The sequence below is a fragment of the Lysinibacillus sp. UBA6686 genome (genome assembly GCF_002455205.1).
Classification (GTDB): domain Bacteria; phylum Bacillota; class Bacilli; order Bacillales_A; family Planococcaceae; genus Lysinibacillus; species Lysinibacillus pakistanensis.
This window is the reverse complement of sequence record NZ_DKJS01000080.1, coordinates 73,896-95,756: the sequence shown is the minus strand read 5'-3', so window position 1 is coordinate 95,756 and position 21,861 is coordinate 73,896. Positions and strand designations below refer to the sequence as shown.

General features: G+C 36.9%; 23 protein-coding genes and 3 tRNA genes. 11 read left to right on the top strand and 15 right to left on the bottom strand.

Annotation, left to right across the window (positions count from 1 at the left end; translation table 11 throughout):
• Window positions 1–21: 21 nt before the first annotated feature.
• Window positions 22–2,406, bottom strand: a complete 2,385-nt coding sequence (locus B2R82_RS21710) for a SpoIIE family protein phosphatase (protein ID WP_286926998.1) — start codon at window positions 2,404–2,406, stop codon at window positions 22–24.
• 514 nt (window positions 2,407–2,920) lie between these two features.
• Here B2R82_RS21710 and B2R82_RS21705 point away from each other — a divergent pair.
• From B2R82_RS21705 to B2R82_RS21690, 4 genes are all read left to right on the top strand, one after another.
• Window positions 2,921–2,995: transfer RNA gene (locus B2R82_RS21705), tRNA-Gly, on the top strand.
• Between the two features lie 11 nt (window positions 2,996–3,006).
• Window positions 3,007–3,083: transfer RNA gene (locus B2R82_RS21700), tRNA-Met, on the top strand.
• Window positions 3,084–3,089: 6 nt separating this feature from the next.
• Window positions 3,090–3,161, top strand: a tRNA-Glu gene (locus B2R82_RS21695).
• Window positions 3,162–3,340: 179 nt separating this feature from the next.
• Window positions 3,341–3,592, top strand: coding sequence for a hypothetical protein (locus tag B2R82_RS21690; RefSeq protein ID WP_286926997.1), 252 nt, complete (start codon window positions 3,341–3,343; stop codon window positions 3,590–3,592).
• A 204-nt stretch (window positions 3,593–3,796) separates the two neighbouring features.
• On the opposite strand, the gene B2R82_RS21685 is transcribed toward B2R82_RS21690, so the two are convergent.
• The 11 genes from B2R82_RS21685 to pth all read right to left on the bottom strand — a co-directional run bounded on the left by B2R82_RS21685 (window position 3,797) and on the right by pth (window position 14,656).
• On the bottom strand, window positions 3,797–4,225 hold the full coding sequence (locus B2R82_RS21685; protein WP_219363866.1) for a S1 domain-containing RNA-binding protein: 429 nt from the start codon (window positions 4,223–4,225) through the stop codon (window positions 3,797–3,799).
• A gap of 134 nt (window positions 4,226–4,359) precedes the next feature.
• Entirely contained in the window at window positions 4,360–4,764 is a 405-nt protein-coding gene (locus B2R82_RS21680) for an FtsB family cell division protein (RefSeq protein ID WP_283870268.1), read from the bottom strand.
• A 17-nt stretch (window positions 4,765–4,781) separates the two neighbouring features.
• The gene (yabQ, locus tag B2R82_RS21675; protein ID WP_286926996.1) at window positions 4,782–5,273 is read right to left on the bottom strand and encodes a spore cortex biosynthesis protein YabQ; all 492 of its coding nucleotides are present in this window, start codon (window positions 5,271–5,273) and stop codon (window positions 4,782–4,784) included.
• Complete coding sequence (yabP, locus tag B2R82_RS21670) at window positions 5,270–5,569, bottom strand: sporulation protein YabP (RefSeq protein ID WP_054772175.1); 300 nt, start codon at window positions 5,567–5,569, stop codon at window positions 5,270–5,272. Before yabP ends, yabQ begins: the two co-directional genes overlap by 4 nt.
• Before the next feature lie 126 nt (window positions 5,570–5,695).
• Window positions 5,696–5,986 (bottom strand): RNA-binding S4 domain-containing protein, encoded by a 291-nt coding sequence (locus B2R82_RS21665; protein ID WP_283870267.1) that lies wholly within the window; start codon window positions 5,984–5,986, stop codon window positions 5,696–5,698.
• Window positions 5,987–5,989: 3 nt separating this feature from the next.
• Window positions 5,990–7,450, bottom strand: a complete 1,461-nt coding sequence (gene mazG / locus B2R82_RS21660; protein WP_286926995.1) for a nucleoside triphosphate pyrophosphohydrolase — start codon at window positions 7,448–7,450, stop codon at window positions 5,990–5,992.
• A 9-nt stretch (window positions 7,451–7,459) separates the two neighbouring features.
• Window positions 7,460–9,082, bottom strand: coding sequence for a putative polysaccharide biosynthesis protein (locus B2R82_RS21655; RefSeq protein ID WP_286926994.1), 1,623 nt, complete (start codon window positions 9,080–9,082; stop codon window positions 7,460–7,462).
• 162 nt (window positions 9,083–9,244) lie between these two features.
• Window positions 9,245–9,781 (bottom strand): stage V sporulation protein T, encoded by a 537-nt coding sequence (gene spoVT / locus B2R82_RS21650; protein WP_286926993.1) that lies wholly within the window; start codon window positions 9,779–9,781, stop codon window positions 9,245–9,247.
• Window positions 9,782–10,068: 287 nt separating this feature from the next.
• On the bottom strand, window positions 10,069–13,581 hold the full coding sequence (gene mfd / locus B2R82_RS21645; protein WP_286926992.1) for a transcription-repair coupling factor: 3,513 nt from the start codon (window positions 13,579–13,581) through the stop codon (window positions 10,069–10,071).
• Between the two features lie 139 nt (window positions 13,582–13,720).
• Complete coding sequence (locus B2R82_RS21640) at window positions 13,721–13,948, bottom strand: anti-sigma-F factor Fin (protein ID WP_008180264.1); 228 nt, start codon at window positions 13,946–13,948, stop codon at window positions 13,721–13,723.
• Window positions 13,949–14,095: 147 nt separating this feature from the next.
• Window positions 14,096–14,656 carry an aminoacyl-tRNA hydrolase gene (gene pth / locus B2R82_RS21635; RefSeq protein ID WP_286926991.1) on the bottom strand — a complete coding sequence of 187 codons (561 nt, stop codon included), beginning with the start codon at window positions 14,654–14,656 and terminating at the stop codon, window positions 14,096–14,098.
• 641 nt (window positions 14,657–15,297) lie between these two features.
• On the opposite strand from pth, the gene B2R82_RS21630 reads away from it, so the two are divergent.
• Window positions 15,298–15,816, top strand: a complete 519-nt coding sequence (locus B2R82_RS21630) for an antibiotic biosynthesis monooxygenase family protein (protein ID WP_286926990.1) — start codon at window positions 15,298–15,300, stop codon at window positions 15,814–15,816.
• Between the two features lie 229 nt (window positions 15,817–16,045).
• Here B2R82_RS21630 and B2R82_RS21625 read toward each other — a convergent pair whose 3' ends face one another.
• Window positions 16,046–17,230 carry an ABC transporter permease gene (locus tag B2R82_RS21625; protein ID WP_286926989.1) on the bottom strand — a complete coding sequence of 395 codons (1,185 nt, stop codon included), beginning with the start codon at window positions 17,228–17,230 and terminating at the stop codon, window positions 16,046–16,048.
• Window positions 17,214–17,963, bottom strand: coding sequence for an ABC transporter ATP-binding protein (locus tag B2R82_RS21620; protein ID WP_286926988.1), 750 nt, complete (start codon window positions 17,961–17,963; stop codon window positions 17,214–17,216). Before B2R82_RS21620 ends, B2R82_RS21625 begins: the two co-directional genes overlap by 17 nt.
• Window positions 17,964–18,070: 107 nt before the next feature.
• Between B2R82_RS21620 and B2R82_RS21615 the strand changes: the two genes are divergently transcribed.
• From B2R82_RS21615 to B2R82_RS21590, 6 genes are all read left to right on the top strand, one after another.
• A complete protein-coding gene (locus B2R82_RS21615) occupies window positions 18,071–18,484 on the top strand; it encodes an HIT family protein (RefSeq protein ID WP_286926987.1) in 414 nt (137 codons plus the stop codon).
• Window positions 18,485–18,621: 137 nt separating this feature from the next.
• Window positions 18,622–19,155 carry a tryptophan transporter gene (locus B2R82_RS21610; RefSeq protein ID WP_286926986.1) on the top strand — a complete coding sequence of 178 codons (534 nt, stop codon included), beginning with the start codon at window positions 18,622–18,624 and terminating at the stop codon, window positions 19,153–19,155.
• A gap of 165 nt (window positions 19,156–19,320) precedes the next feature.
• Complete coding sequence (locus B2R82_RS21605; RefSeq protein WP_286926985.1) at window positions 19,321–19,716, top strand: YtxH domain-containing protein; 396 nt, start codon at window positions 19,321–19,323, stop codon at window positions 19,714–19,716.
• 156 nt (window positions 19,717–19,872) lie between these two features.
• Window positions 19,873–20,433: an HTH-type transcriptional regulator Hpr gene (locus tag B2R82_RS21600; protein ID WP_286926984.1), complete on the top strand. Its 561-nt coding sequence runs from the start codon at window positions 19,873–19,875 to the stop codon at window positions 20,431–20,433.
• Window positions 20,434–20,661: 228 nt separating this feature from the next.
• Complete coding sequence (locus B2R82_RS21595; RefSeq protein WP_286926983.1) at window positions 20,662–21,207, top strand: DUF3267 domain-containing protein; 546 nt, start codon at window positions 20,662–20,664, stop codon at window positions 21,205–21,207.
• A gap of 70 nt (window positions 21,208–21,277) precedes the next feature.
• A complete protein-coding gene (locus tag B2R82_RS21590; RefSeq protein ID WP_008173337.1) occupies window positions 21,278–21,463 on the top strand; it encodes a hypothetical protein in 186 nt (61 codons plus the stop codon).
• A gap of 156 nt (window positions 21,464–21,619) precedes the next feature.
• On the opposite strand, the gene B2R82_RS21585 is transcribed toward B2R82_RS21590, so the two are convergent.
• The gene (locus B2R82_RS21585; protein ID WP_264989774.1) at window positions 21,620–21,724 is read right to left on the bottom strand and encodes a YjcZ family sporulation protein; all 105 of its coding nucleotides are present in this window, start codon (window positions 21,722–21,724) and stop codon (window positions 21,620–21,622) included.
• Window positions 21,725–21,861 lie beyond the last annotated feature (137 nt).

The window sequence follows — 21,861 nt, the reverse complement described above, 5'->3', positions numbered from 1 at the left end:
TTCGCTGATTATTTTAATCATTTAACTCATAGAATATTGAACTGGTCTAAAGACAGCCCAAGTAGGTACAACGTGTGTTACCTCTAACATCAATACTGTACAATCATCTTCAATATCATAGTGTGTTTGGAAAGACTGCATGATCGTCGTTAATTTTTCCTGAATGGATTTGGTCGTGCTTGCAACCTGCTGAGCATAAGCTAAAAAGTACTCTTCTTGTTCATCCCAATCGGCAATACTTGAAAATAACCCATCAGAATGCATTAGAATGACATCTCCTGCTTTCAGTTTTCTTTTTTCCGCCTCAATTGCTGAAATAGATAAAAATCCAACAGGTGCTGCATTACTTTCAACTTTTAGCACCTCTTTTCCACGTAAGATATACGTAGACATTCCCCCTGCCTTCCATGACCATAAATCACCCTGTTGTAAATCGACAAGGGCAAAATCCAGTGTTGCATACATATCATCCTGTTGCTTTAGGGACATGACATAATGCAATGTGTGCATTGCAGTCTCTGGATTCATATTGTAATTTAAGCATTCTCGCATTAAATGTATTAGTTTTCTACTTTCATGCTGTGCTTCTTTACTCTGTCCCATACCATCTGACAATAAAATTGCAAATAATCCAGGATGTAGTTGAAATAACGCATGGGAATCACCAGAATATAGTGTTGCGCCTTTTGACATACTATATATATCATACTCTACTTCAAAACTAATAGCTGAACTAAAGCTTACTTGAATGTGGCGAAATGGCACATCACACGTTACTACCTTTTCAATTTCAAACGGTTCTTCAAAAATATCATATAAAATCGGTAGTATCATCCTTTCTGCCAATGTTGTATCCTCTTCCCAATCGACTCGAGCTGGTGTGAGCGCACAGACAATTTTTCTTGCTCCAGGTTTATTACTCAGCACATCTAGCTGGAAGCATTCAATATGCGCCTCCTTTAGCTTTTGGATAATATCCTTTTCCACACTAACAAATGATACGGTGTCCTCCTTCATCTCTGCAATTAGCTGATTTAGATGATTGCTCATATCTCGTAGTTGAAGTGCAATCATTTTCTTTCCATGAAAATATTGTCCATTAATACGCTCCCTATATAGCTCTGTTTCTAGCTCCTCGAAAATTTTTGTAGATTTCACGCATTTATAACGAATTTGGTCCTCTGCCCGATGTATTGCAGATTCCTTCCCTACACCCTTCATATGGAACCAGTCTGTCATTAGCTTGTCCATACCGTTATTTTGAGCACCCCAACAGCGATCATAACGAAAACAGCTTAAGCATGTATTCATTGGTGACACTTCCTTAGAAGCCTCAACAGGAGTTGTCATAAAGCGCTCAAACACAAGTTCTTTCATGAATTGTACGAAATGTTGAAAATGCTCTAATTTATAAGTGACATGCTCCGTTAACCAATTTTGACGGGCGAGTAAGATCTCCTCTCGCTGTGGAAATAGCTTGTCCCTTACCTTATCAGAATACTTTCTGGGAATGGTTAGAAATGCGATACTACCTACAGCAATGGATGTAAAATAAACGCTATCTAATGGTAATGTTGCGTCATAAAATAAAAAAAATACACTAGGTAAGATGCTACCAATCGCCACTCCAAAGCGCCCTGCACGTGCCCCCATTCCTGCACACAGTCCAGTTAACGTAGCAACTGAAAGCATACCGGTAAAAGACAGCTTTGCAACACCTATGAGCGTTCCAAGCACTGCTCCAATTACAGTTGCTAATGGTACACTTCCCACTAATGCACCAAAGCATATAAATAGCTGTAATAAAAAAATAGGCAGAGAAAAATAACTAATTACAACTGTTTGCATTCCAGTAAGCATGGCGGCAAAAACCACTAATCCAGAACCAAGCTTTTCATATGTCCAATGACTTGTAAACCATTCATAGGAATTAACAAAAAGGACTTGCATAAAAAGAGTCATAATAAGTGCTAATGCAGCTTCACAGCCAACATAAAATTGTACAAGCATGGGAGGTAAACCCTGATGCATGACCCCCTGCCATATCATTTGAACAAGCGATATGGCTAATGCAACTGAAATACTTTGAGGAAGCTTCCAGTACCGAAAACGTATGATACACTCATACATGGCAATTTGTAAGGCTAAAATAACAACCTGTCCAAAACCAAGAAAGAATCCCCCAATTAAGCCACCAAATAAAACATATTTAGCATACTCCTTATACTTCGTTCGTATAATTGCCCAAAAAGGAACCGAGAAAGGTACAGCTGCTTCAAATACAACAGACTGAGCTAAAAAAAAGGATGTTATAAAAAATAAAGAGCCAATAAACAACTGCCTTCTTTTTACTCCTAATTTATGATCAGCTACGTTTGCTGTGTCAAACCACTCAATACTTGTCATTTCACTATCCCCTTTCCACACTTTCGGTTATTATAAAAAATTATGCGTGGAAAGATTGTCTGACGGTGACAAGAAAAATTTTTAAAATTTCGACGAATACATATGCATAAATACGGGAAATGGCAGCAATCTCTACAAAAATTTTAGCTACTTTAACGATAATCTGCTTTTTTATTAAATTAAATCATCACCACAAATTGTTTTCAGATCTTTAAATCTTAGCAACCATAGGATTAGGTACCGCAATTAATCTTTGATTTTCAATGTTTTTCCACTTTTCGTCATAAATATAATGGTCAGAATTTACGCTGATACGTTTCTACTTAAGAACAAAATATTTGCTAAAATTCCCACTTATAAATATAAATCCTTCATAACTATAGCTTTTTACATTACAAATTTTAAACCAATTTTATTTTGTTAAGAAAGATGCATATTTATTAATATTTTTTATAAAGCTACTTGACACTAGTGATAAAGGCTTGTATTATTTAATTTGTTGCTTTAAGAGTTTGCGGAAGTAGTTCAGTGGTAGAACACCACCTTGCCAAGGTGGGGGTCGCGAGTTCGAACCTCGTCTTCCGCTCCATATTTATTTTTGGCGGCCTAGCTCAGCTGGCTAGAGCGTACGGTTCATACCCGTAAGGTCGGGGGTTCGATCCCCTCGGCCGCCACCATAGAGAGGCCCCTTGGTCAAGTGGTTAAGACACCGCCCTTTCACGGCGGTAACACGGGTTCGAATCCCGTAGGGGTCATCATAAAAAGGCGTCTCAGATTATTGTCTGAGGCGCCTTTTTTGAGATTAGAAAAACTGTGATATAAAAGCATTTAGTTATATTAGAATTGTAGAAATTACTGATTTTCTCTATCCCTGCCTCCTAATAATATGGCATACTATAGAGAGAATAGAACATGATATTAGGAGGTTAATCCTTTGAGTTCATTAACAAAAGCCGCTTTAATTTGTGGTAGTGGCTCCATGATTATTCTTATATCTATCCTTATAAATTTGCCATTTGTCGTACAGATATTTTTACTCCTTACTGGACTAGCCGTAAGTGCTTACGGTGTTCTATTACTTGTAAAAATAATAGTAAGGCCTACTGATAAATCCTCTGAGACTACTGTGGAAGAAGCAACCGTATCAACACTTAAAAAGAAAAAAAGGCCAACTTCAACATTATAAAAAAACAGAAACCTAAGTATCACTCGTTATTGAGGAAACGATGAGAGTGCAGTTTGTTTATTCTTGCACTAATTTTAAGTAATCCATCATTTTGATAAAATAATAGATTCTTTTTAAATAAACAAAAAAAAGGATCAGCTCTTTTAAAAAGCTAATCCCAACTCTATTTCATACACTTTTTCTACGATTAAAACAGTCAGCAAACTACCCTCTTCTAGCTCCACGACCACCGCGTTTTGACTCTGTAGCACGTTTAAGCGTTGCTAGACGCTCATCACTATCTTTTAAGAAACGTGCCATTTTTTGCTCAAAATTCTCTTTTGGCTGGTGGCGCTCGTTGCGATCGTTAGAACGATTGTCACGACGTGGGCGTTGAGGACGCTCTGGTCTCTCAACTTGAGGCTTTGCTTTACGAATTGAAAGACCAATCTTTCCATCCGCTTCAACATTCATCACTTTTACTTCAACTTCATCTCCAACTTTTAGATGCTCATTGATATCTTTTACATAATTGTCAGCAACTTCACTGATGTGAACTAAGCCTGTTTTGCCATCTGGCAGCTCAACGAATGCTCCAAAATTTGTGATTCCTGTTACTTTACCTTGTACCTTGCTGCCTACTTCAATTGACATAAAAAAAATGCTCCTCCTTAAAAATTAAGCGACTCTTTTGAGCCATGTAATCAATTTAATCAAACTTTTTACTACAATAAGTTTCTCTTTTCATTATATATAACAATAAAAGTGTGTCAACAATACATAGCTCTTCAGTCGTCTTTTTTATCCTTCTTCTCAGGAATAATGAAAATAATTTCACCTTTTTCGGATAAGAAATACTCTTTACGTAACATCTTTGCGATATATTCATCATCTTCTAATTGCTTAATTTTAAGATTTAATGAATCTCGTTCATCTTTTAATTCTGTAAGATGCTGATTCGCTTCGTCCTTTTTCTTCTCTTTTTCAGCTAAAATTTCATTTTGATGGAAAAGTATATTAACGAGAAAGGCGATAATAACGACTGGTACAATCGCAAAAAAGACAATACGGCGTATTTTTCGTTTCCGAGCTTGTTTTTTACGATTAATGGCTTTATCCGTGTTACGGACATAGTCATTATCAAGCTTAGTAAAGTTTCGTTGGTCATCATTTGATGAATGACGTTTAGTCATGCCCGCACCTCCGAAAATTATTGTTGTTTCTTATTATACTTGATAAATTTAAATTTTTTTAAAAAAGTGTTGGACAAATACGAATAAATTTTGACAAAAGGTCTTAAAACAAACATACAAACATTTATGATTATTTTCAATATTTGTCGAATGATGGCGATTATTAATCGTACGATGAACCAGAAGGGTCTCCATGTTATATTTACCAAAACCCTTGCTATGAAACGTAAGAAAGTTTGAAAAAACGTTTGATACAAAAAAATTCCAGCAATTTGCGCTAGCGGGTCATAAGCCCGCCAAGCGCCATCTTTCAGCCAAAATAGTAAATAATATGTCAGACCCCCCAGTAGAATCCAAGTAAGTAATTCAAATACCATCATCCACTTTCGAAGGCTTGACCTTTTTGGAGTTGAAAAAACAATGAGCCTAACACTATCAATTATAAAACCAACTGCTATACCGCTCAAAACCATGACTAATAGCTGAACAAATTGTTCACTAACAATCATCCAAACAATCTATGAAGGAAACCTTTCGAGAAGCCACTTTCTTCCTCGTCATACTGTAAGGTTTTTACAGTTCCTTCAAGTGTCAATAGTCCTTTATCAACATCTAAATGAACGATATGCAGTTCCTCTCCACGGATTAACAAATGCCCTTGGGACGTCTTGATGAAAAATTCTTCCTGATCAAAGCGTTCAATTGATTTTACAGAAGTCATGTCCATTCTTTTACGATTACGAATCGTTAAAATATGTTCTCCAGATGGAATTGTGTAACGGTTACTTTCTTGATGTAGCGTCATTTTCTTCCTCCTTTAGTCGTCCTAGCTTCTGTTCACTTTATGCGGACAACCTTCAAAGCATGACAACTTTATAAAAGTTATCTACTACTAAGGAGGAATTCAGAAATAATAACTTCTTTCATTCAATTATTCTTCATCATCAATAAACTCTGGCTCTATTTTATCCAAACGCTCCTCTTTTAATATCGTAAACATTTTCGCAGCGTCTTCTTTTTTCACAGTGTCTCGTAATTCATCAACACGTGCAGTGACAATTTTTTGCCCAAAACGAATAGCTAGCTCATCACCAGCTTTTACTGTACTACTTGCTTTTGCGACCTTTCCATTTATCGTAATTCGACCTTGGTCCGCCACTTCTTTCGCTAGTGTACGTCGCTTAATTAAACGCGATACTTTTAAAAATTTATCTAATCTCATAATTTACTCCTTTTCTATCCGCTTAGCTTCATTCCAGAAAGCATCTAATTGTTCTAAAGTATACTCAGAAAAAGGCTTTCCGCATTCTTTTACCCTCTTTTCAACATAACCAAATCGTCTCGCAAACTTCTCATTCGCATGTAACATTGCCTCTTCTGGAGATAGCTTATAAAAACGTGCTAAATTTACAAGTGTGAATAATACATCTCCAAACTCATCAAGACGTGACGCATTTGTACCTTTTGTCACTTCCTGACGAAATTCCTGCCATTCCTCTGAAAATTTGTTCCAGGCACCATCCACATCAGGCCAGTCGAAACCTACTTTTGCTGCTCTTTTTTGATAATTAAAAGCCGTTTGAAGGGCAGACGATGACCTATATTCTTCTTCTAATAGTGGCTTATCGCTCTCACCCTTCTCCTGTGCTTTTATAGCTTCCCAATTGGTTACGACACCTTCCGCATCTTCTACAGAAACATCTCCAAAAACATGTGGATGGCGACGAATCATCTTTTCACTAATAGAAGCTAAAACATCTTCCAGTGTAAAGTAGCCCTGATCTTCTCCTATTTGTGCATGTAAAAATACTTGTAATAATACATCTCCAAGCTCCTCAATCATCGCAAAGTCATCCTCTGCATCCACAGCTGCCAAATATTCATGGGCTTCTTCAAGTAAATATTTTTTCAGGGATTCATGTGTTTGCTTTTGGTCCCACGGACAGCCGTTTGGACCTCTTAGCGTAGCGATAATTTGCCTAAATGTTGACCAATCTCGCAATGCCTCTTCCTGTGATTTTACTGGTGGCACATAAACCGTTGTTAAATTATTCACCTCAACACTTTGATCAAGCTCGTAAAGTGGGACGGTTATCAATTTTTCTTGTGAAGATCCTGCGGCTGTCACCACTGTCACAGGGTATTCATCATCATATTTTTCCATCAACGTAAGCTTAACTTCAGAGGCACTGAATGTGTCATATACTTGGGCAATTAAAATATGTTGACGCATGTTGATGTCGTGCATCGAAAAGCTAGTGCCATCAAGCAGTTGAAAGCCTTCAATTGGGTCAATTTTTAATGCCCCAAAGATTGGATCTAAGAAGCTTTGTCCACCCTCGATGACTAAATTTATTCTTCCAGTATCTGATGCAGCAATCAGTAATTGTACCGTTTGCTCAGCAACAAGTGGGTGACCCGGAACAGCGTACATAACATCTCCAAATGTTGTTGCCTCCACAAGCCTTTCTACAATTTCTTCATATACAGGCTGGAATGAACTATGTTTTTCATACACAGCATCAAAGCTTTCAAACTGTAAGCCCTCTGCCGACAATGCCTCTAGTACAGGATGATCCACTGTACGAACAAATAATTTTTTTGCTGCCTTCAATTTTTTATAAACGCCCATTTGTAGCTGATCAAAATCCCCTGCACCCAAGCCAATCACTGTTAAAGTTTTCAATTAATCCACCTACTTCTTCCGATTTAACCATAACTGATAAACAGCCATTCTTCGTCCAAACGGTAGTAAATACCATTCTTTTTCTGCTAACACTCGTAGCTTAGCAATCACTGTCATCATCACAAACGCACCAATACTCACCGCTGAGAATCCAGCTATCACTGCAACCATTCGAGGTGATAAAAAGGGGTGTAGCAATGCTGGTACTAGCTGTAGCCAAAGTATTACCACAGCCGTCATAGAGATTGCTGCAATGCCAAATTTTTTATAAAAACTGCGAGGTGCTAATTGCACTGCTGTCATTTTCTTCAAATAGAAGACAAGCATTAGGGCTGTAAACAATAATCCCACATTGTTAGCAACGGCTGCTCCTAAAACCCCAAACAACCGTATAGTCAGCATGTTCAAAATTATTTTTAAGATAAAACCAACTATTAAAAATATAGCTGGCTTATTTAATTTTCCGTAGCCTTGCAAAATAGCTGTGAATGTCAAAATAATTGACAAAGGAACGATTTGTAATACATATACCATGAGTACTTCTGACAGAGCGTCCGTTTTAAAGAGCATTTCATTTATATAGGGCATAACCAGCACTAAACCTAAAGATGCTGCTCCTCCAAATAGTACTGATGCTCTATATGTTAGCTGTATAAATGGGATGGCATTACGCCCTTCCTTTTTCTTAGACATATGTGCAACGAGTGGCACAATTGCCAATGAAAGTGAAGATGCAATAATGACGCCTAACTGAACCAATGGTTGACCACGATCATAAATACCTTTTGTTTCCTTAGCCATTGTTTGATCCATGCCACTATCTAATAACAATGAATAAATTGTAAAGGAATCAACTAATTGATAGCCAAGCAATAACAAGCCACTCATACTAACACTTAGGCTGAGCAGCGTAACCTCTTTAATAATTGGATAGCCTGCGAAACGCTGCTGTAATTGCTTATCTTTTAATAATCCAAATCTTTTTTTAAAGATAAATGCTAACACAATAAAACCTACAACTTCACCAATGACAGTACCTATTATAGCCATTTGTCCAGCACCATATAGCGATTTTGTCGTCGCCATTATCATAAATGTACCTACTAAAATAACAGATACTCTGACAGCTTGCTCAAGCACCTGTGCATAGGCTATCGGCTCCATAATTCCCCTTGATTGGAAGCCTCCTTTTAAAACAGCAAGAGCTGGCATAACAAGTACTATAAATGAACCTGTCCGTATTAAAGGCGCAAGCTTGGTATCACCCATTAACTGTGCAATCATATCTGCCCCACCAAACAAAGCTGCAAAGAACAACAATGATAATACTGTTAGATATTTAAAAACAATACGCATAATACTGTTTCTTTTTTTATTCCGCTCCAGTGGGTCCACAATACAATCATTGTCTGCAAGCATCTTAGAAATAGCTACTGCAAAGCCACTAGATGTCCATACGACAAAAATGGAAATAACCGGATACACTTGCTGGTAAATATAAAAGCCTTCATCCCCAACAAGATTTTGAAAAGGCACACGATAAATTGCACTAAGAACCTTTACTATAAGAGCTGCAATTGTAAGTAGGGCCGCACCCTTCATGTAGCTTTTCATGCCAAAACGTTCCGACATAAATTGCCCTCTTTCCTTCTTTAACAATGCCATTAGTATAGCATATCTCAAAAGTTTGACGCGCCCGATAGCATCACTTTTTATTATCGACATAAATCCTATGTACAAAAAAAAGTTATTGTTCAGCCCAAAAAAGGTCAGCGCAATAACTTTACATTTCAACTAACTATTCATTTGTTTAGCTAAGAAGTTTGCAGCCGTTTCGACAACTTTCACTTCTACTTCACCTACAAAGTGTACTTTTGATAAAACGATAATACAGCCAATCGGATCACCATTTACCATTATAGGTGTTGCACAATATGACTTTACTTGCTCATATTGTCCAGGAACAATCTCGATAGTTGTTTCCATTTTTTCTATTTTTGTTGAACGCTCGTCCATAAAACCTTCTGCAAAGGAGGTAATGCGACGATTAATGTATTCTTTTTTACCGATACCCGCCACAGCGATTACTTCATCTCGATCGGTTACAAATGCAGGAGTACCTAACGTTTCATACAATGTTTCAACATACTCTCTTGCAAATTCCCCCAAATCATTAATAGGAGAATATTTCTTTAAAATGACTTCGCCTTCACGATCTGTATAAATTTCTAGCGGGTCACCCTCACGAATACGTAGCGTCCTACGAATTTCTTTTGGAATAACCACACGCCCTAAATCATCAATACGACGAACAATTCCTGTTGCCTTCATTCTTAATGCCTCGCTTTCGCTACAATGAAATTTTTATTCAACTATAGTATGGTTTTTTATAAAACAATCTATGCAAAAACTGAAGAAAAAGGATTTCACAACCAACAACATTTTCCAAAAACCTTAAAATCATGCTTAAAAGGCTATTTGCATGTAGAATTTAACCTTAATCATCTTACCTTAGAATAACCATTTGCATAACTTTCTATTAGTGATTATTGAAAAAATTTGAACTCATTAAAGAAAAGCTGATTGTTATCCTATGTAAGATACAATCAGCTTTTCTTTTAAGGTTGTTTTTTTGCATTAAAGATCATTTGCATCAATTCTTCTAAAATATCAAAAGGCAGATATTTTCCGCACTTTCGTTCATCAATTGTTAATTTCAATTGCATGTTATCCATACCAAAGCCAACAGCACGTTCAAATTTCATGGATTGCTCCACAATTTTACCACCATCGACATTTGCTGTACCTTCCTCTGATAATAAAATGGTAATAATTTTTTGCTTCTCCTTTACTGACATTACACCCGCATTTAAGCCCCATACCTTCATACGTGCAATTTTTAGTAAGCGCTCCGTCTCAATCGGAAGATCTCCAAATCGGTCTTCTAATTCCTCAAAGATTTCATGATATTCTTCCACCTGATCCATCGCTTTAATACGTTTATACATTTGAATTTTTTGATAGCCATCTGGAATGTAGGCATCTGGTATATACGCATCAACACTTACTAAAATTTCAATATCAGGTCTTTCTTCTTTTTTCACACCTGTTTGACGTTCTGCAATTGCTTCTTCTAGCATTTGTGAATATAAATCAAAGCCTACTGAATCGATAAAGCCGTGCTGCTGGGCTCCTAGTAGGTTCCCAGCACCTCGGATAGATAAATCTCGCATTGCAATTTTAAAGCCTGATCCAAGCTCTGTAAATTCTTTAATTGCCTGTAATCGCTGCTCCGCCACGTCTGTTAAAACCTTATCACGTTGATACATAAAGTATGCATAAGCTACCCTATTGGAACGACCTACTCGTCCACGCAATTGATAGAGCTGTGCCAAGCCCATTCGGTCAGCATCATGAACAATCAATGTATTTACATTCGGTATATCGACGCCCGTCTCAATGATTGTCGTTGTTACAAGAACATCATAGTCACCTTCTAAAAAGGCTAATATTACGGATTCTAGCTCTGATTCTGTCATCTTACCATGTGCATGTCCTACACGTGCTTCTGGTACAAGTACTTGAATTTCTTCAACCTTTCGAGCCATGTCCTCTACACGATTGTATAAATAGAACACTTGCCCTCCACGTGCCATTTCTCGCTCAATGGCTTCACGTACTAATGCTCCACTATGCTCCATTACATACGTTTGGACAGGAAAACGATTGGCTGGAGGTGTTTCAATGACAGATAAATCACGGACACCTACCATTGACATATGAAGCGTTCTTGGAATTGGTGTAGCAGTAAGTGTTAAGACATCTACATTCGTTTTTAATTGTTTAATCTTTTCCTTATGAGTTACACCAAAACGCTGCTCCTCATCGACAATAAGCAGTCCAAGGTCTTGGAACATTAAATCTTTCGATAAAATTCGGTGTGTACCTATTACAATATCAACTTGCCCTTCCTTTAACCCCTTTAGCGTTGCAGTTTGCTCTTTTTTTGTACGGAAGCGAGATAGGAGACCAACATTTATCGCAAAGTCCTGGAAGCGCTCACGAATTGTTTCGTAATGCTGCTGAGCCAAAATCGTTGTAGGTACAAGAAAGGCTACTTGTTTTCCATCCTGTATCGCTTTAAACGCAGCCCGAATAGCAACCTCTGTTTTACCATAGCCCACGTCACCACATACAAGGCGGTCCATAGGGCGTTCACGCTCCATATCACGCTTAACTTCAACAATGGAACGTAATTGATCCTCTGTTTCTTCATAAGGGAAGGAAGCTTCAAAATTTCGCTGATCATCATTGTCAGGAGCAAATGAATGTCCCTTCTCTGCTTCACGTTTCGCGTAGAGCTTTATCAAATCATCAGCAATATCCTGCACAGCAGAGGATACCTTAGCTTTGGTCTTTTTCCATTCTGCCCCACCAAGTTTATGTAGCTTCGGTTCACGGTCTTCAGATGCCACATATTTTTGAATCAAGTCGATTTGCTCTACTGGCACATATAATTTATCATCAGCTCGATAGCGAATGTGTAAATAATCTTTATGTGTACCATTTACCTCTAAGGTTTCTACACCTATATATTTACCAATACCATGATGAACATGGACAACATAGTCACCAGCTTTAATTTCAGTATAGCTTTTAATACGTTCTGCATTGGTCATTTTTTGAGGACGTGCTTTTTTCTTTACCTGCTGCTTAAAAAGCTCATCCTCCGTCACAATGGCTAATCGTTGTAGAGGTAGCTCAAACCCACTAGAAAGTGTACCATCTACAATATAGATACCTGGCTCAGTCGGCTTACCATTTACTGTATGAATATCATATTCCTCTAGCATCTGCTGAACGCGTTTAACACGCTCTTTATCTCGAGCAACGATAAGTACTGTAAATTTACCAAGTAACCAACGTTCAACCTCACTTTGTAACAATGCCATTTGCCCATGAAACTGTTGCATTGGCTTACAAGAAAAATTCGTTGTCTTATTAAATGTTACTCCTGCAAATGTTCGAGAAAATAAGGAGAAATACAATTTTTGCTGTGACAGCATTGCCAAAATTTCTTTTAAGGAGAAAGCTGGCTTTACATCATGAACCATCTTACCTTCTTCAATTAACGATAAAAACCATTCATCCTCTTCACGTTCCCAAGCATCCATAACTTCTTGAATACGACCAAGCTCATCAAATAACACGATTCCATCATGAGCAAAGTAATCTCCCAGATACGCAGTTTTCTCATACAACAACGAACCATATTTGTTTACATAGTCCGGTAAGTTCCCCTGCTGTAACAACTCAATATCATATTGAATATGCTGATACAGTAGCTCTTTTGTTTCCTGTTTTTTAACCTTCTTTAAGCTTGTTGCTAAAGCGGTTTCTAGGCGACCAGCCAATGCCACTCTTTCTTCCCTCGTTAAAATTGCTTCTGAGGCAGGGAGGATGCGGATTGTTTGTAATTTATCAATGGATCGCTGATCATCTGCTGAAAATGTTCGAATTGAATCCACCTCTGTATCGAATAACTCAATACGAATTGGGGACTCTAAATATGGAGGGTAAATATCTAAAATACCACCACGTAACGCAAATTCACCAGGTGTTGTCACCATTGAATTGCGGACGTATCCCATTTCCACTAATGTTTGTAGCCACTCATCAATTTGAATATCTTCTCCTATTGCAGTTTGTAAATAGTACTGTAGCCAATGCTCTTTTGGCTGCATCATTTTACGTAAGCCTGCAACTGGTATTACATAAACAGCCTTTTTACCTCTAGCTAGACAATCAAGTGTAGCTATACGCTCCGCACGTAACTCGGGTGACGCTACAGATAAATCTGCAGCAATAAATTCATCAGCAGGATAATAATGAACATATTCTTCACCTAAAATTCCAGCAAGCTCATCAACCATCTTTTGTGCTTGCAATAAATTTGGAGAAACTATATAGATCGGCTTTTGTACATATTCGAATAACGCATCGACCATTACTGGGCGTGCGCTTCCTGTTAGTCCTGTAATAAGCTGTGCTGCAGTATGACCGCTCTGAATCTCCTGTAAAAATGATGTAATATGTTTGTCCTGCGACACTAACTGTCGTAAAACTTCCACAGTCAAAAGCTCCTTTCAGCCGTAATTCTATCGCCATATACTATGAATCTAGTACGATAATACGTATCAATTTTTTGTTCATTATATTAAACGGAAAAAGCTTTGAACGCACACAATGTGCGTCAAAGCATCTCTCCAATTATTGAATCCATTTATTGAGTGCATGATAATCTGGATATTGTCTCAGCGAATCCTCACATTGCTCACAAATGCAGTGCACAGTCGTGTGTCCATGTTGGTCTTTCTCAACATAATCATCCGCTTCTCCCAATTCGAAAATATGCAGCTTTCGAATTGTATCATCTGCATCAAATGGGAGTGTCCCTATTTCTACTTCACAATGCCGACATCGATAGCGAACTGACATCTCCAAATCATCCTCCTTTAAGCAACTTACTACTTAAAGTATAGACATTTCTAAAAAGGATTATGCACCATACAATATTCACAAACATAAAAGAATAATCTTCGCTTTGTGTTGGAGACTATCAATAATACCACCTTTGATATTTGGTTATCCGTTAAAATGGTTCATGACATCAAGAAATGGCTTTGTAAGAGATGCTTCAACAGCATTTACACACTTCTCAATAGCGTTCTCAATGGCACCTTGGTCTTCTTTCGAAAATTTTGACAACACATAATCTGCGACCTTCATACCAGCAGGTGGGCGACTCACCCCAACACGAATACGATTAAACTCTTGTGTGCCTAAATGATGAATCAATGACTTAATTCCGTTATGTCCACCCGCACTACCTTTTTGACGAAGGCGCAATTTACCTGTTTCTAAATCTAAATCATCATAGATAACAATTAAGTTTTCCACATCAATATTAAAATAATTCATAAGAGGTCCAACACATTCCCCTGATAAATTCATATATGTTAAAGGCTTAACAAGTAGAACCTTTCCTTCTGGACGATGTACAGTGGCATACATGCCATTAAATTTTGAATTTGTTAAAGGTGCACCCCATTTTTCAGCTATCGCATCAATAATATCAAAGCCAATATTATGTCTTGTATGTTCATAAGGTTTACCTGGATTCCCTAACCCAACAATAATTTTCATAAGTACCTCTCTTCTTTTCCATCTAATAGTCATTATTTTACCATATCGTGCACTAAGAAAGCATTTTGTACATTCTTGCATATAAAATATTTAAAATCAATTTCGCCTTAGCGTAATTACGTCCGGATTTTGAATTGTGCCTAGGACTGCACGAAGGCCGACATGATGTCGGTCATTCGGTAATGCCACAGGACGTAGCGTTTTTACCGATGCAGGTCAGTTTGCCCTTTTCGCAGAATGTGAAGATTTTAGGCAAACATCCTTTTATTCATTCCTTTGAAAATCCGTGACATTTGCCAGAGGCTTTATCTTCATTCAGTAGGTGTTTGAACACCCAATGAAAAGAAATCAAAACCGCGTTCATCTCACCACCTGTAGAAGTGGGAGCCTTCTGTATCCGCCGCTTTGCTTTCGTATACAAAATACATTTGCTGAATGAAGATAAAATCTTTAGTTTATTCCTTTATTATTGATATCCGTTTTCAATAGTAAACGCTTCCTTAGCAATTGTATAGTTTTCCACATGAAATGTCATAAAATTGTTCTTTCTAAAAGGTTTCTTTTTTGACAAAGCTATAGACTTCCACTTAAATGGAGATAATCAAGCTATTAGTCAGAGCATTCATAAGGAGGGCAAATTTATGTATATTTATTTAACTTCGGGAACAGGAGATTTTTTAGAACAAGTAAGAAAAAAGCACCAAAACCAGAAGATGATTCTAATACATGGGGAAGGAAATTCTGTACTTATACATGAAACTGAAGGAAAATCTGTATTTGCCACACCACGTAATTTTGAAGTATTAGATTCAGTAAATGATTTAGAAGAGCGTGGATATTTTGTTTTTAACAATATTCCTGTTACAGATGAAGGTCGACCTGTTTTTGAACATCGCTTTTTAAATCGTGCACGTGCTATCGAGGATGAACCGGGCTTTCTAGCATTCAGACTACTTCGACCGTTAAATAGCGAAACCTATATCGTCATGACACAATGGAATGGCCCACATTCATTTGAAGCATGGAAAAGCTCAAAAGCATATAAATCAGCACATGCTGAACGGGAAGAACCAACTGGCGTACGTCAGCAAAATATATTTTCAGCTGCTTCCTATATTACAACCTATAGTGCTACCCCAAAAGAAGAAGATGAGGAGTAACATTCGGTTTACCACACCGTTTTTATCTAGAACAATATAATCAATATCGTGTGGGCTCAATGATGGCTGCTGTGGACAGCGTTGACATGGGAAAAGCCAGGCACATTTTTCTTTACATGAAAAAAGGTATGATAGTGGTATTATCAATTAGTCACATAATTTTTACCAATATTAAGACATTCTGATAACCGTTCAAAAAGTCCACGTAGACATCTACATGGACTTTTAATTACGGCTTAGAAACCTTCGACGTTATTTCACTGACAACAATAATAATGACTATTCCTATATAGAACATTGGTTGCATCACACTACATATACCAACGATAATAGCTTGAGTAATCATCGCTAAACGAACAATTTGTTGAACAGCTGCCTTGCGCGCATGATCAGGCAATGGGTAGAGCATGTCCATACGAAATTCTCCACTTGCCAATAACGCTTGCTTTAACTGAATCGTGGACGCAAAGCTCAATGCTCCTACAACAATCCATGTCACAAAAGGAATATCAACTAACGCTGCAATAACAGCAGAAATCACTGTTAAACGAAGCCATAAATAAAAATGATCATCTGTACGTACAAAAGTGCGGAACACCAAATATTTTTGTGTGTTCTCCTTCTTATAAGGAATAAATGTATACAACCAATTAAGCCATGCTCTTCGGCGAATGATTCCTCTTAAATGGGGCACATCTGTAAAATAATTTGCAAAACGATAGAAGCTCATCATACGATTTTGCTCTAGCTCGACAAAATGCTCGTATGGCACAGGCTCATCCTTACATTTTTTTCTGAATATAAGAATGTAAATACAGCCGATAACAGTTGCAACGATGGCAAATAGCAATTGAGCTTGGAGCGCCATGTAAATAGTCACACCAAATATGATTGCTCGAATTAGTCTGTCCACCCAAATCAGTTTGCCTCGTTCACTATAACGATAGCTAAATTCACCTAGAACACTTAAAAATTTCAATACGATCATTAGAACAAACACTGCCCAAATTTCAATTGTTGTTAAATCAGTAACGGCCTTAAGTAAAGGAATACTTACAATATAAACAATCGCAACAATCCAAACCTGAGACCAAAACGTCCATGCTAACGCCTTTTTAAAGTACTGCGACATTTTTGATTCTACAGGTAATAAATACACTTGGTCTGGCTCTCTCAAGAGCGATGTAGGTCGACTAAAAGCTAATAGAATTCCTACGATTACGGCAATAACAATTTCTGCTGGAAAATCTAATTGCACGTTTTTTAGCCATTCACTATATTGATAGCCTCCTGCTCCAACAAGAAATACGAGTACAATCGCGATATGCCCAGTAAAAATAAATTGCATATATTTTTGTACTTCTCCGATATAATGCATGAAGCGAGAAGACCATACATCACGCAAGTTCTTCATGGTCCCGCTCCTTTGTCATAGCAATATATAATTCGTCTAATGTCGCGTGTGGCATAGCAAAAGCCTGACGTAAATCATTCATCGTTCCCTGTGCTCGAACACGCCCATCATGCAATAAGATGATTCGATCACAATGCTTCTCAGCCGTCGATAAAATATGAGTGGACATTAATATAGAAGCGCCCTCTTTTTTCTTTTCATCCATTTGATCTAGCAATGATTGAATGCCTAGGGGATCAAGTCCCACAAAAGGCTCATCAATAATGTAAAGACTTGGATTAACTAAAAAGGCACACATAATCATCACCTTTTGACGCATCCCTTTAGAAAAATGCGATGGGAACCAATTCAATCTTTTCTCCATTCGAAATTCTTTCAATAATAATTCCGACCTAGCTGCAAGTGTTGCCTCATCTATGCCATAAGCCATTGCCGTTAATGCTAAATGTTCCCTTAATGTTAGCTCATCGTATAATACAGGCGTTTCAGGTATATAAGAAAATGATGTACGATACTTGTCCGTATCCTCTTTTAATGTGACACCATTTAATCGAATATCCCCTTCTTTGGGAAGCATTGTACCAATAATATGCTTAATCGTTGTACTTTTCCCAGCACCATTCAAGCCAATTAAGCCAACGAGCTCCCCTTTTCCAATAGTAAATGATAAATCTTTAATAACAGGCTTTCTTGTGTAGCCACCTGTCACATGCTGTACCTCTAATACTGACATGACCTCACTCCTCTTCTTGTTTTATATTTTATCAAAAATTAGCAAATGATACAGTTATGAGTATGATAGAATGTAATTACATACATAAATGAAAGGGGAAATTACGAATGAGCGATTGCCTATTTTGTAAAATCATTGATGGATCCATTCCAAGTACAAAAATTTATGAAGACGACCATGTCTATGCATTCACAGACATTTCACCTGTTGCTAAAGGACATACTTTATTAATTCCAAAGCAGCACTGTCAGGATTTATTTGAAATGCCAGAGGAAGTAGCACGAAACCTTTATGCTGTGGCACCTAAAATTGCCAATGCTCTCAAAGCTGCATTTCAACCGATCGGCTTGAATACGATTAATAACAATGGAGCCGCTGCAGGACAAACTGTTTTCCACTATCACTTACATTTTATTCCTCGTTATGACGAAAAAGAAGGTCTAGGTTTAATTTGGCAGACACAAAAATATACATCAGAGCAATTGACTGAAGTTGCAGAAAATATAAAAGCACATCTTTGAAATAAGAAGGATTAATTTTCAGAATAGTGCCTTGCATTTTAAAATTATTTATCGTACAATCACAAATAAGTTTCGCTAACGGTCAAGAGGACACGTTGGGGGACAAATAGATTAGCATAGTCGAGGAGAGATTAGAAATGAATACAAAGAATCTAGTTTTAATGGCACTCTTAGTGGGTGTCGGTGCGGCACTTTATGTAGTCACACCAGGTATGGTTAATGGCATGAAGCCCGATTTCATGCTAACAATGATGTTTATCGGGATATTACTGTTCCCTACCATCAAAGAAACATTTTTGCTTTCTTTAGCGACAGGTGTTCTATCAGGATTATTTACAACATTTCCTGCTGGTCTTGTTCCAAATATTATCGATAAGGCTGTTACTGGCTTTGTCTTTTTAGCGATTTTAATCACCCTGAAGAAACTGGCAAACAATTTTGCTATATCGGCTATCTTAGTGGGTGTAGGAACAATATTATCCGGTACAGTATTTTTAGCAGTAGCACTTTTTGTGTTTAATGCCAATGTTGGTGCAACATTTGCTATGCTTTTTGTAGGTGTTGTATTACCCGCTGTAGCATTTAATGTTGTAGCTTTTGCGATAATTTATCCAATAGTCGTTAAATTAGTAAAGCGTTCTAAATTTAACACAGCTATTTCTCAAATTTAATATATAGTTCGAACCTTTATTTTGAGGTAAAGGTACTTCCAACTACTAAAAGAAGCTAAAACGTGATAGAAAATCACTCGTTTAGTTTCTTTTTTCTTTTGGTATATGTGTAATTCGTGGTTTAATAGAGATAATATGATTATTACAGAAACGAGGTATTTCAATATGAAAGCAAAACCATTTTTATTTGGACTAGTTACTGGTATTGTTGGTGGAACAATTGCTGTACTTTTCTCTACTCCTCAATCAGGCAGACAATTACGCACTAATTTGCGAGAAAATGCTGAAATCACAAAGGGCAAACTTTTCGAAGTTAAACATCAGGTTGATAATGTTAAACAGTCAGTTAATACCTTAACAAATGAAGTCAAAAATAATATACCACAAATAATAAATGAATTAAAACAAACAATTACTACATTTACAGATGAAATCGAGCCTACAAAAAATAATTTACAACAAGAAATAGAGGCATTACAGAATACAATTAGCGAAATCGAGAAAAACGTTGCACAAATCACAGAAAAGAAGAAAAAACCGCAAGAAAAAATAAGCGACTAAAGTCCTTATAACCCAAAAATAATTCTATTTTTTTATCATAATTAAATCATAAAATATTATTATTCAACCACTTTTCAATTATTTAATTTTTCTAACTTTAAACTTTTTTTCTTTATTGCTATAATATTTTTAAAATGTTAAAGAAAGCAGTAGGTGATGGCTTTGTCAGAGGAATTATACACACAAAAAGAGGCGATGCTTTATAGTCAAAGAATTGCGCAATTATCAAAAGCCTTATGGAAAGCGGTTGAAAAGGATTGGCAGCAATGGATTAAACCATACGATTTAAACATCAATGAGCATCATATTTTATGGATTTCGTATCATCTAAAAGGGGCTTCGATTTCCGATGTAGCAAAATTTGGCGTGATGCATGTTTCCACAGCATTTAACTTCTCTAAAAAATTAGAAGAGCGTGGATTCCTGAAGTTTTCAAAGCGTGATGACGACAAACGTAATACGTATGTTGAACTAACTGAAGCAGGCACAGAACTAATTATTGAAATGAATAGCAATTATCATAATACGTATCATTCTGTCCTCGAAGGTTCATTAGCTTTAAAAGACTTATATGGCCGCTTCCCAGAATTTTTAGATGTTATGGCTGTTATCCGCAATATATATGGAGAGGACTTCATCGATATTTTCGAACGCTCCTTTCAGCACTTCCGTGATTCCTTTGACAAGCTAGAAGAACGTTCAACTGTAAAAGGGTAAAGCGAAACTAATTTGTAGGAATTGTTTCTTCTCCTGCTGATTATAAGTCAAGCAATTGAGGAATAACGTTTAGTAAATAGCAATCTGAAGTCGTCTTACGAAACGTTTAAAAATCATGTTAAAGGAGGTATTTCAGAAAATATTTCTGAGATACCTCCTTTTTCTTGCATTCTAACATAAATCAATTTACATTAAATAGGACCCTTCCTATTATGGAGTTGATAAAGCATGCACTGTTGGAAAATATTAAATCTTGAACATCATTACGGTACAACACGTATTATAATAATGTCTGTCTTTGTGTTTTTAACCGTCTTTTCCCTATCCTATGTTACATTTAATTTATTTAATGATGAACACTATACTGATCATTTATTTTGGTTATTTGTTATCGCTGTATTTGCCCTTTATCCAATTCATAAATGCTTACACTTTCTAGCATTGTATGATTTACGACAGCATTTAACATTACGGATGCGTTCACAATTTTATGTAATTCCTGTTTTACATATGCGGATACGTGAACCACTCTCAAAAAGTCGTTATATTATAGCACTTCTTACACCATTTTTCGTGCTTAATACAGCCATATTAATAGGTACACTTTTATTACCTGCTTACACACATTACGGCGCATTGCTTTTAGCTTATCATTGTAGTTTATGTTTAATCGATATTCTCTATGTAAAATACTTATTGAATTCACCTAAGGACTCTCAAATTGAGGAGACACCAAAGGGCTATGAAATTTTAGTACCGCCTACTATTCATTAAATTGCTAGTACTTGTGTTTTATTGACGTTTTTTGTTATGCTATTACTATTGAAAGAGGGGAGGAATAGACTTGCTATTAATGATCGTAGTTCTATTCTCGGTATTCTATTTATTTCAAATAAACCGCATGACTTATGCACTGTGCATGCGACGTGAAATTCCCGAAGAAAACCAGCCAAAAATATTCCGAACTATAAATATACTTATTACAATATTACTTGTCTCATTTTATATTGAAATTTTATATGCAGTATAGTTAAAAAATTGCATCTGCACCCGTCCAGCAAAAAGTGGTAAGTTTGACATCTCGTGTATCAAAAGATAAACGTGACCTCAAGCGTAGGTGTGAATGCCTTCCATTGTTAAGAAAAGCTAAGGACATTACACCCTTAGCTTTTCGCCATTTTATTAATTAGTATAGGAACGCTGCACCAACGATAATTAATAAAATAAATAACACAACTAATAAAGCAAAGCCTGAGCCGTAGCCACCGCCACCGTATCCTCCGTTGCTCATAACTTCACCCCCTTTCTTTTCTATATCCTATGCGCTTCAAAAATGGAAATATAGGCTATACTCAAGGGGGAACCATTTTGTTTTTAAAACGTTTATGTTATAGTAAAAAATGGACGAAAACCATGTTAGGAGAGAAT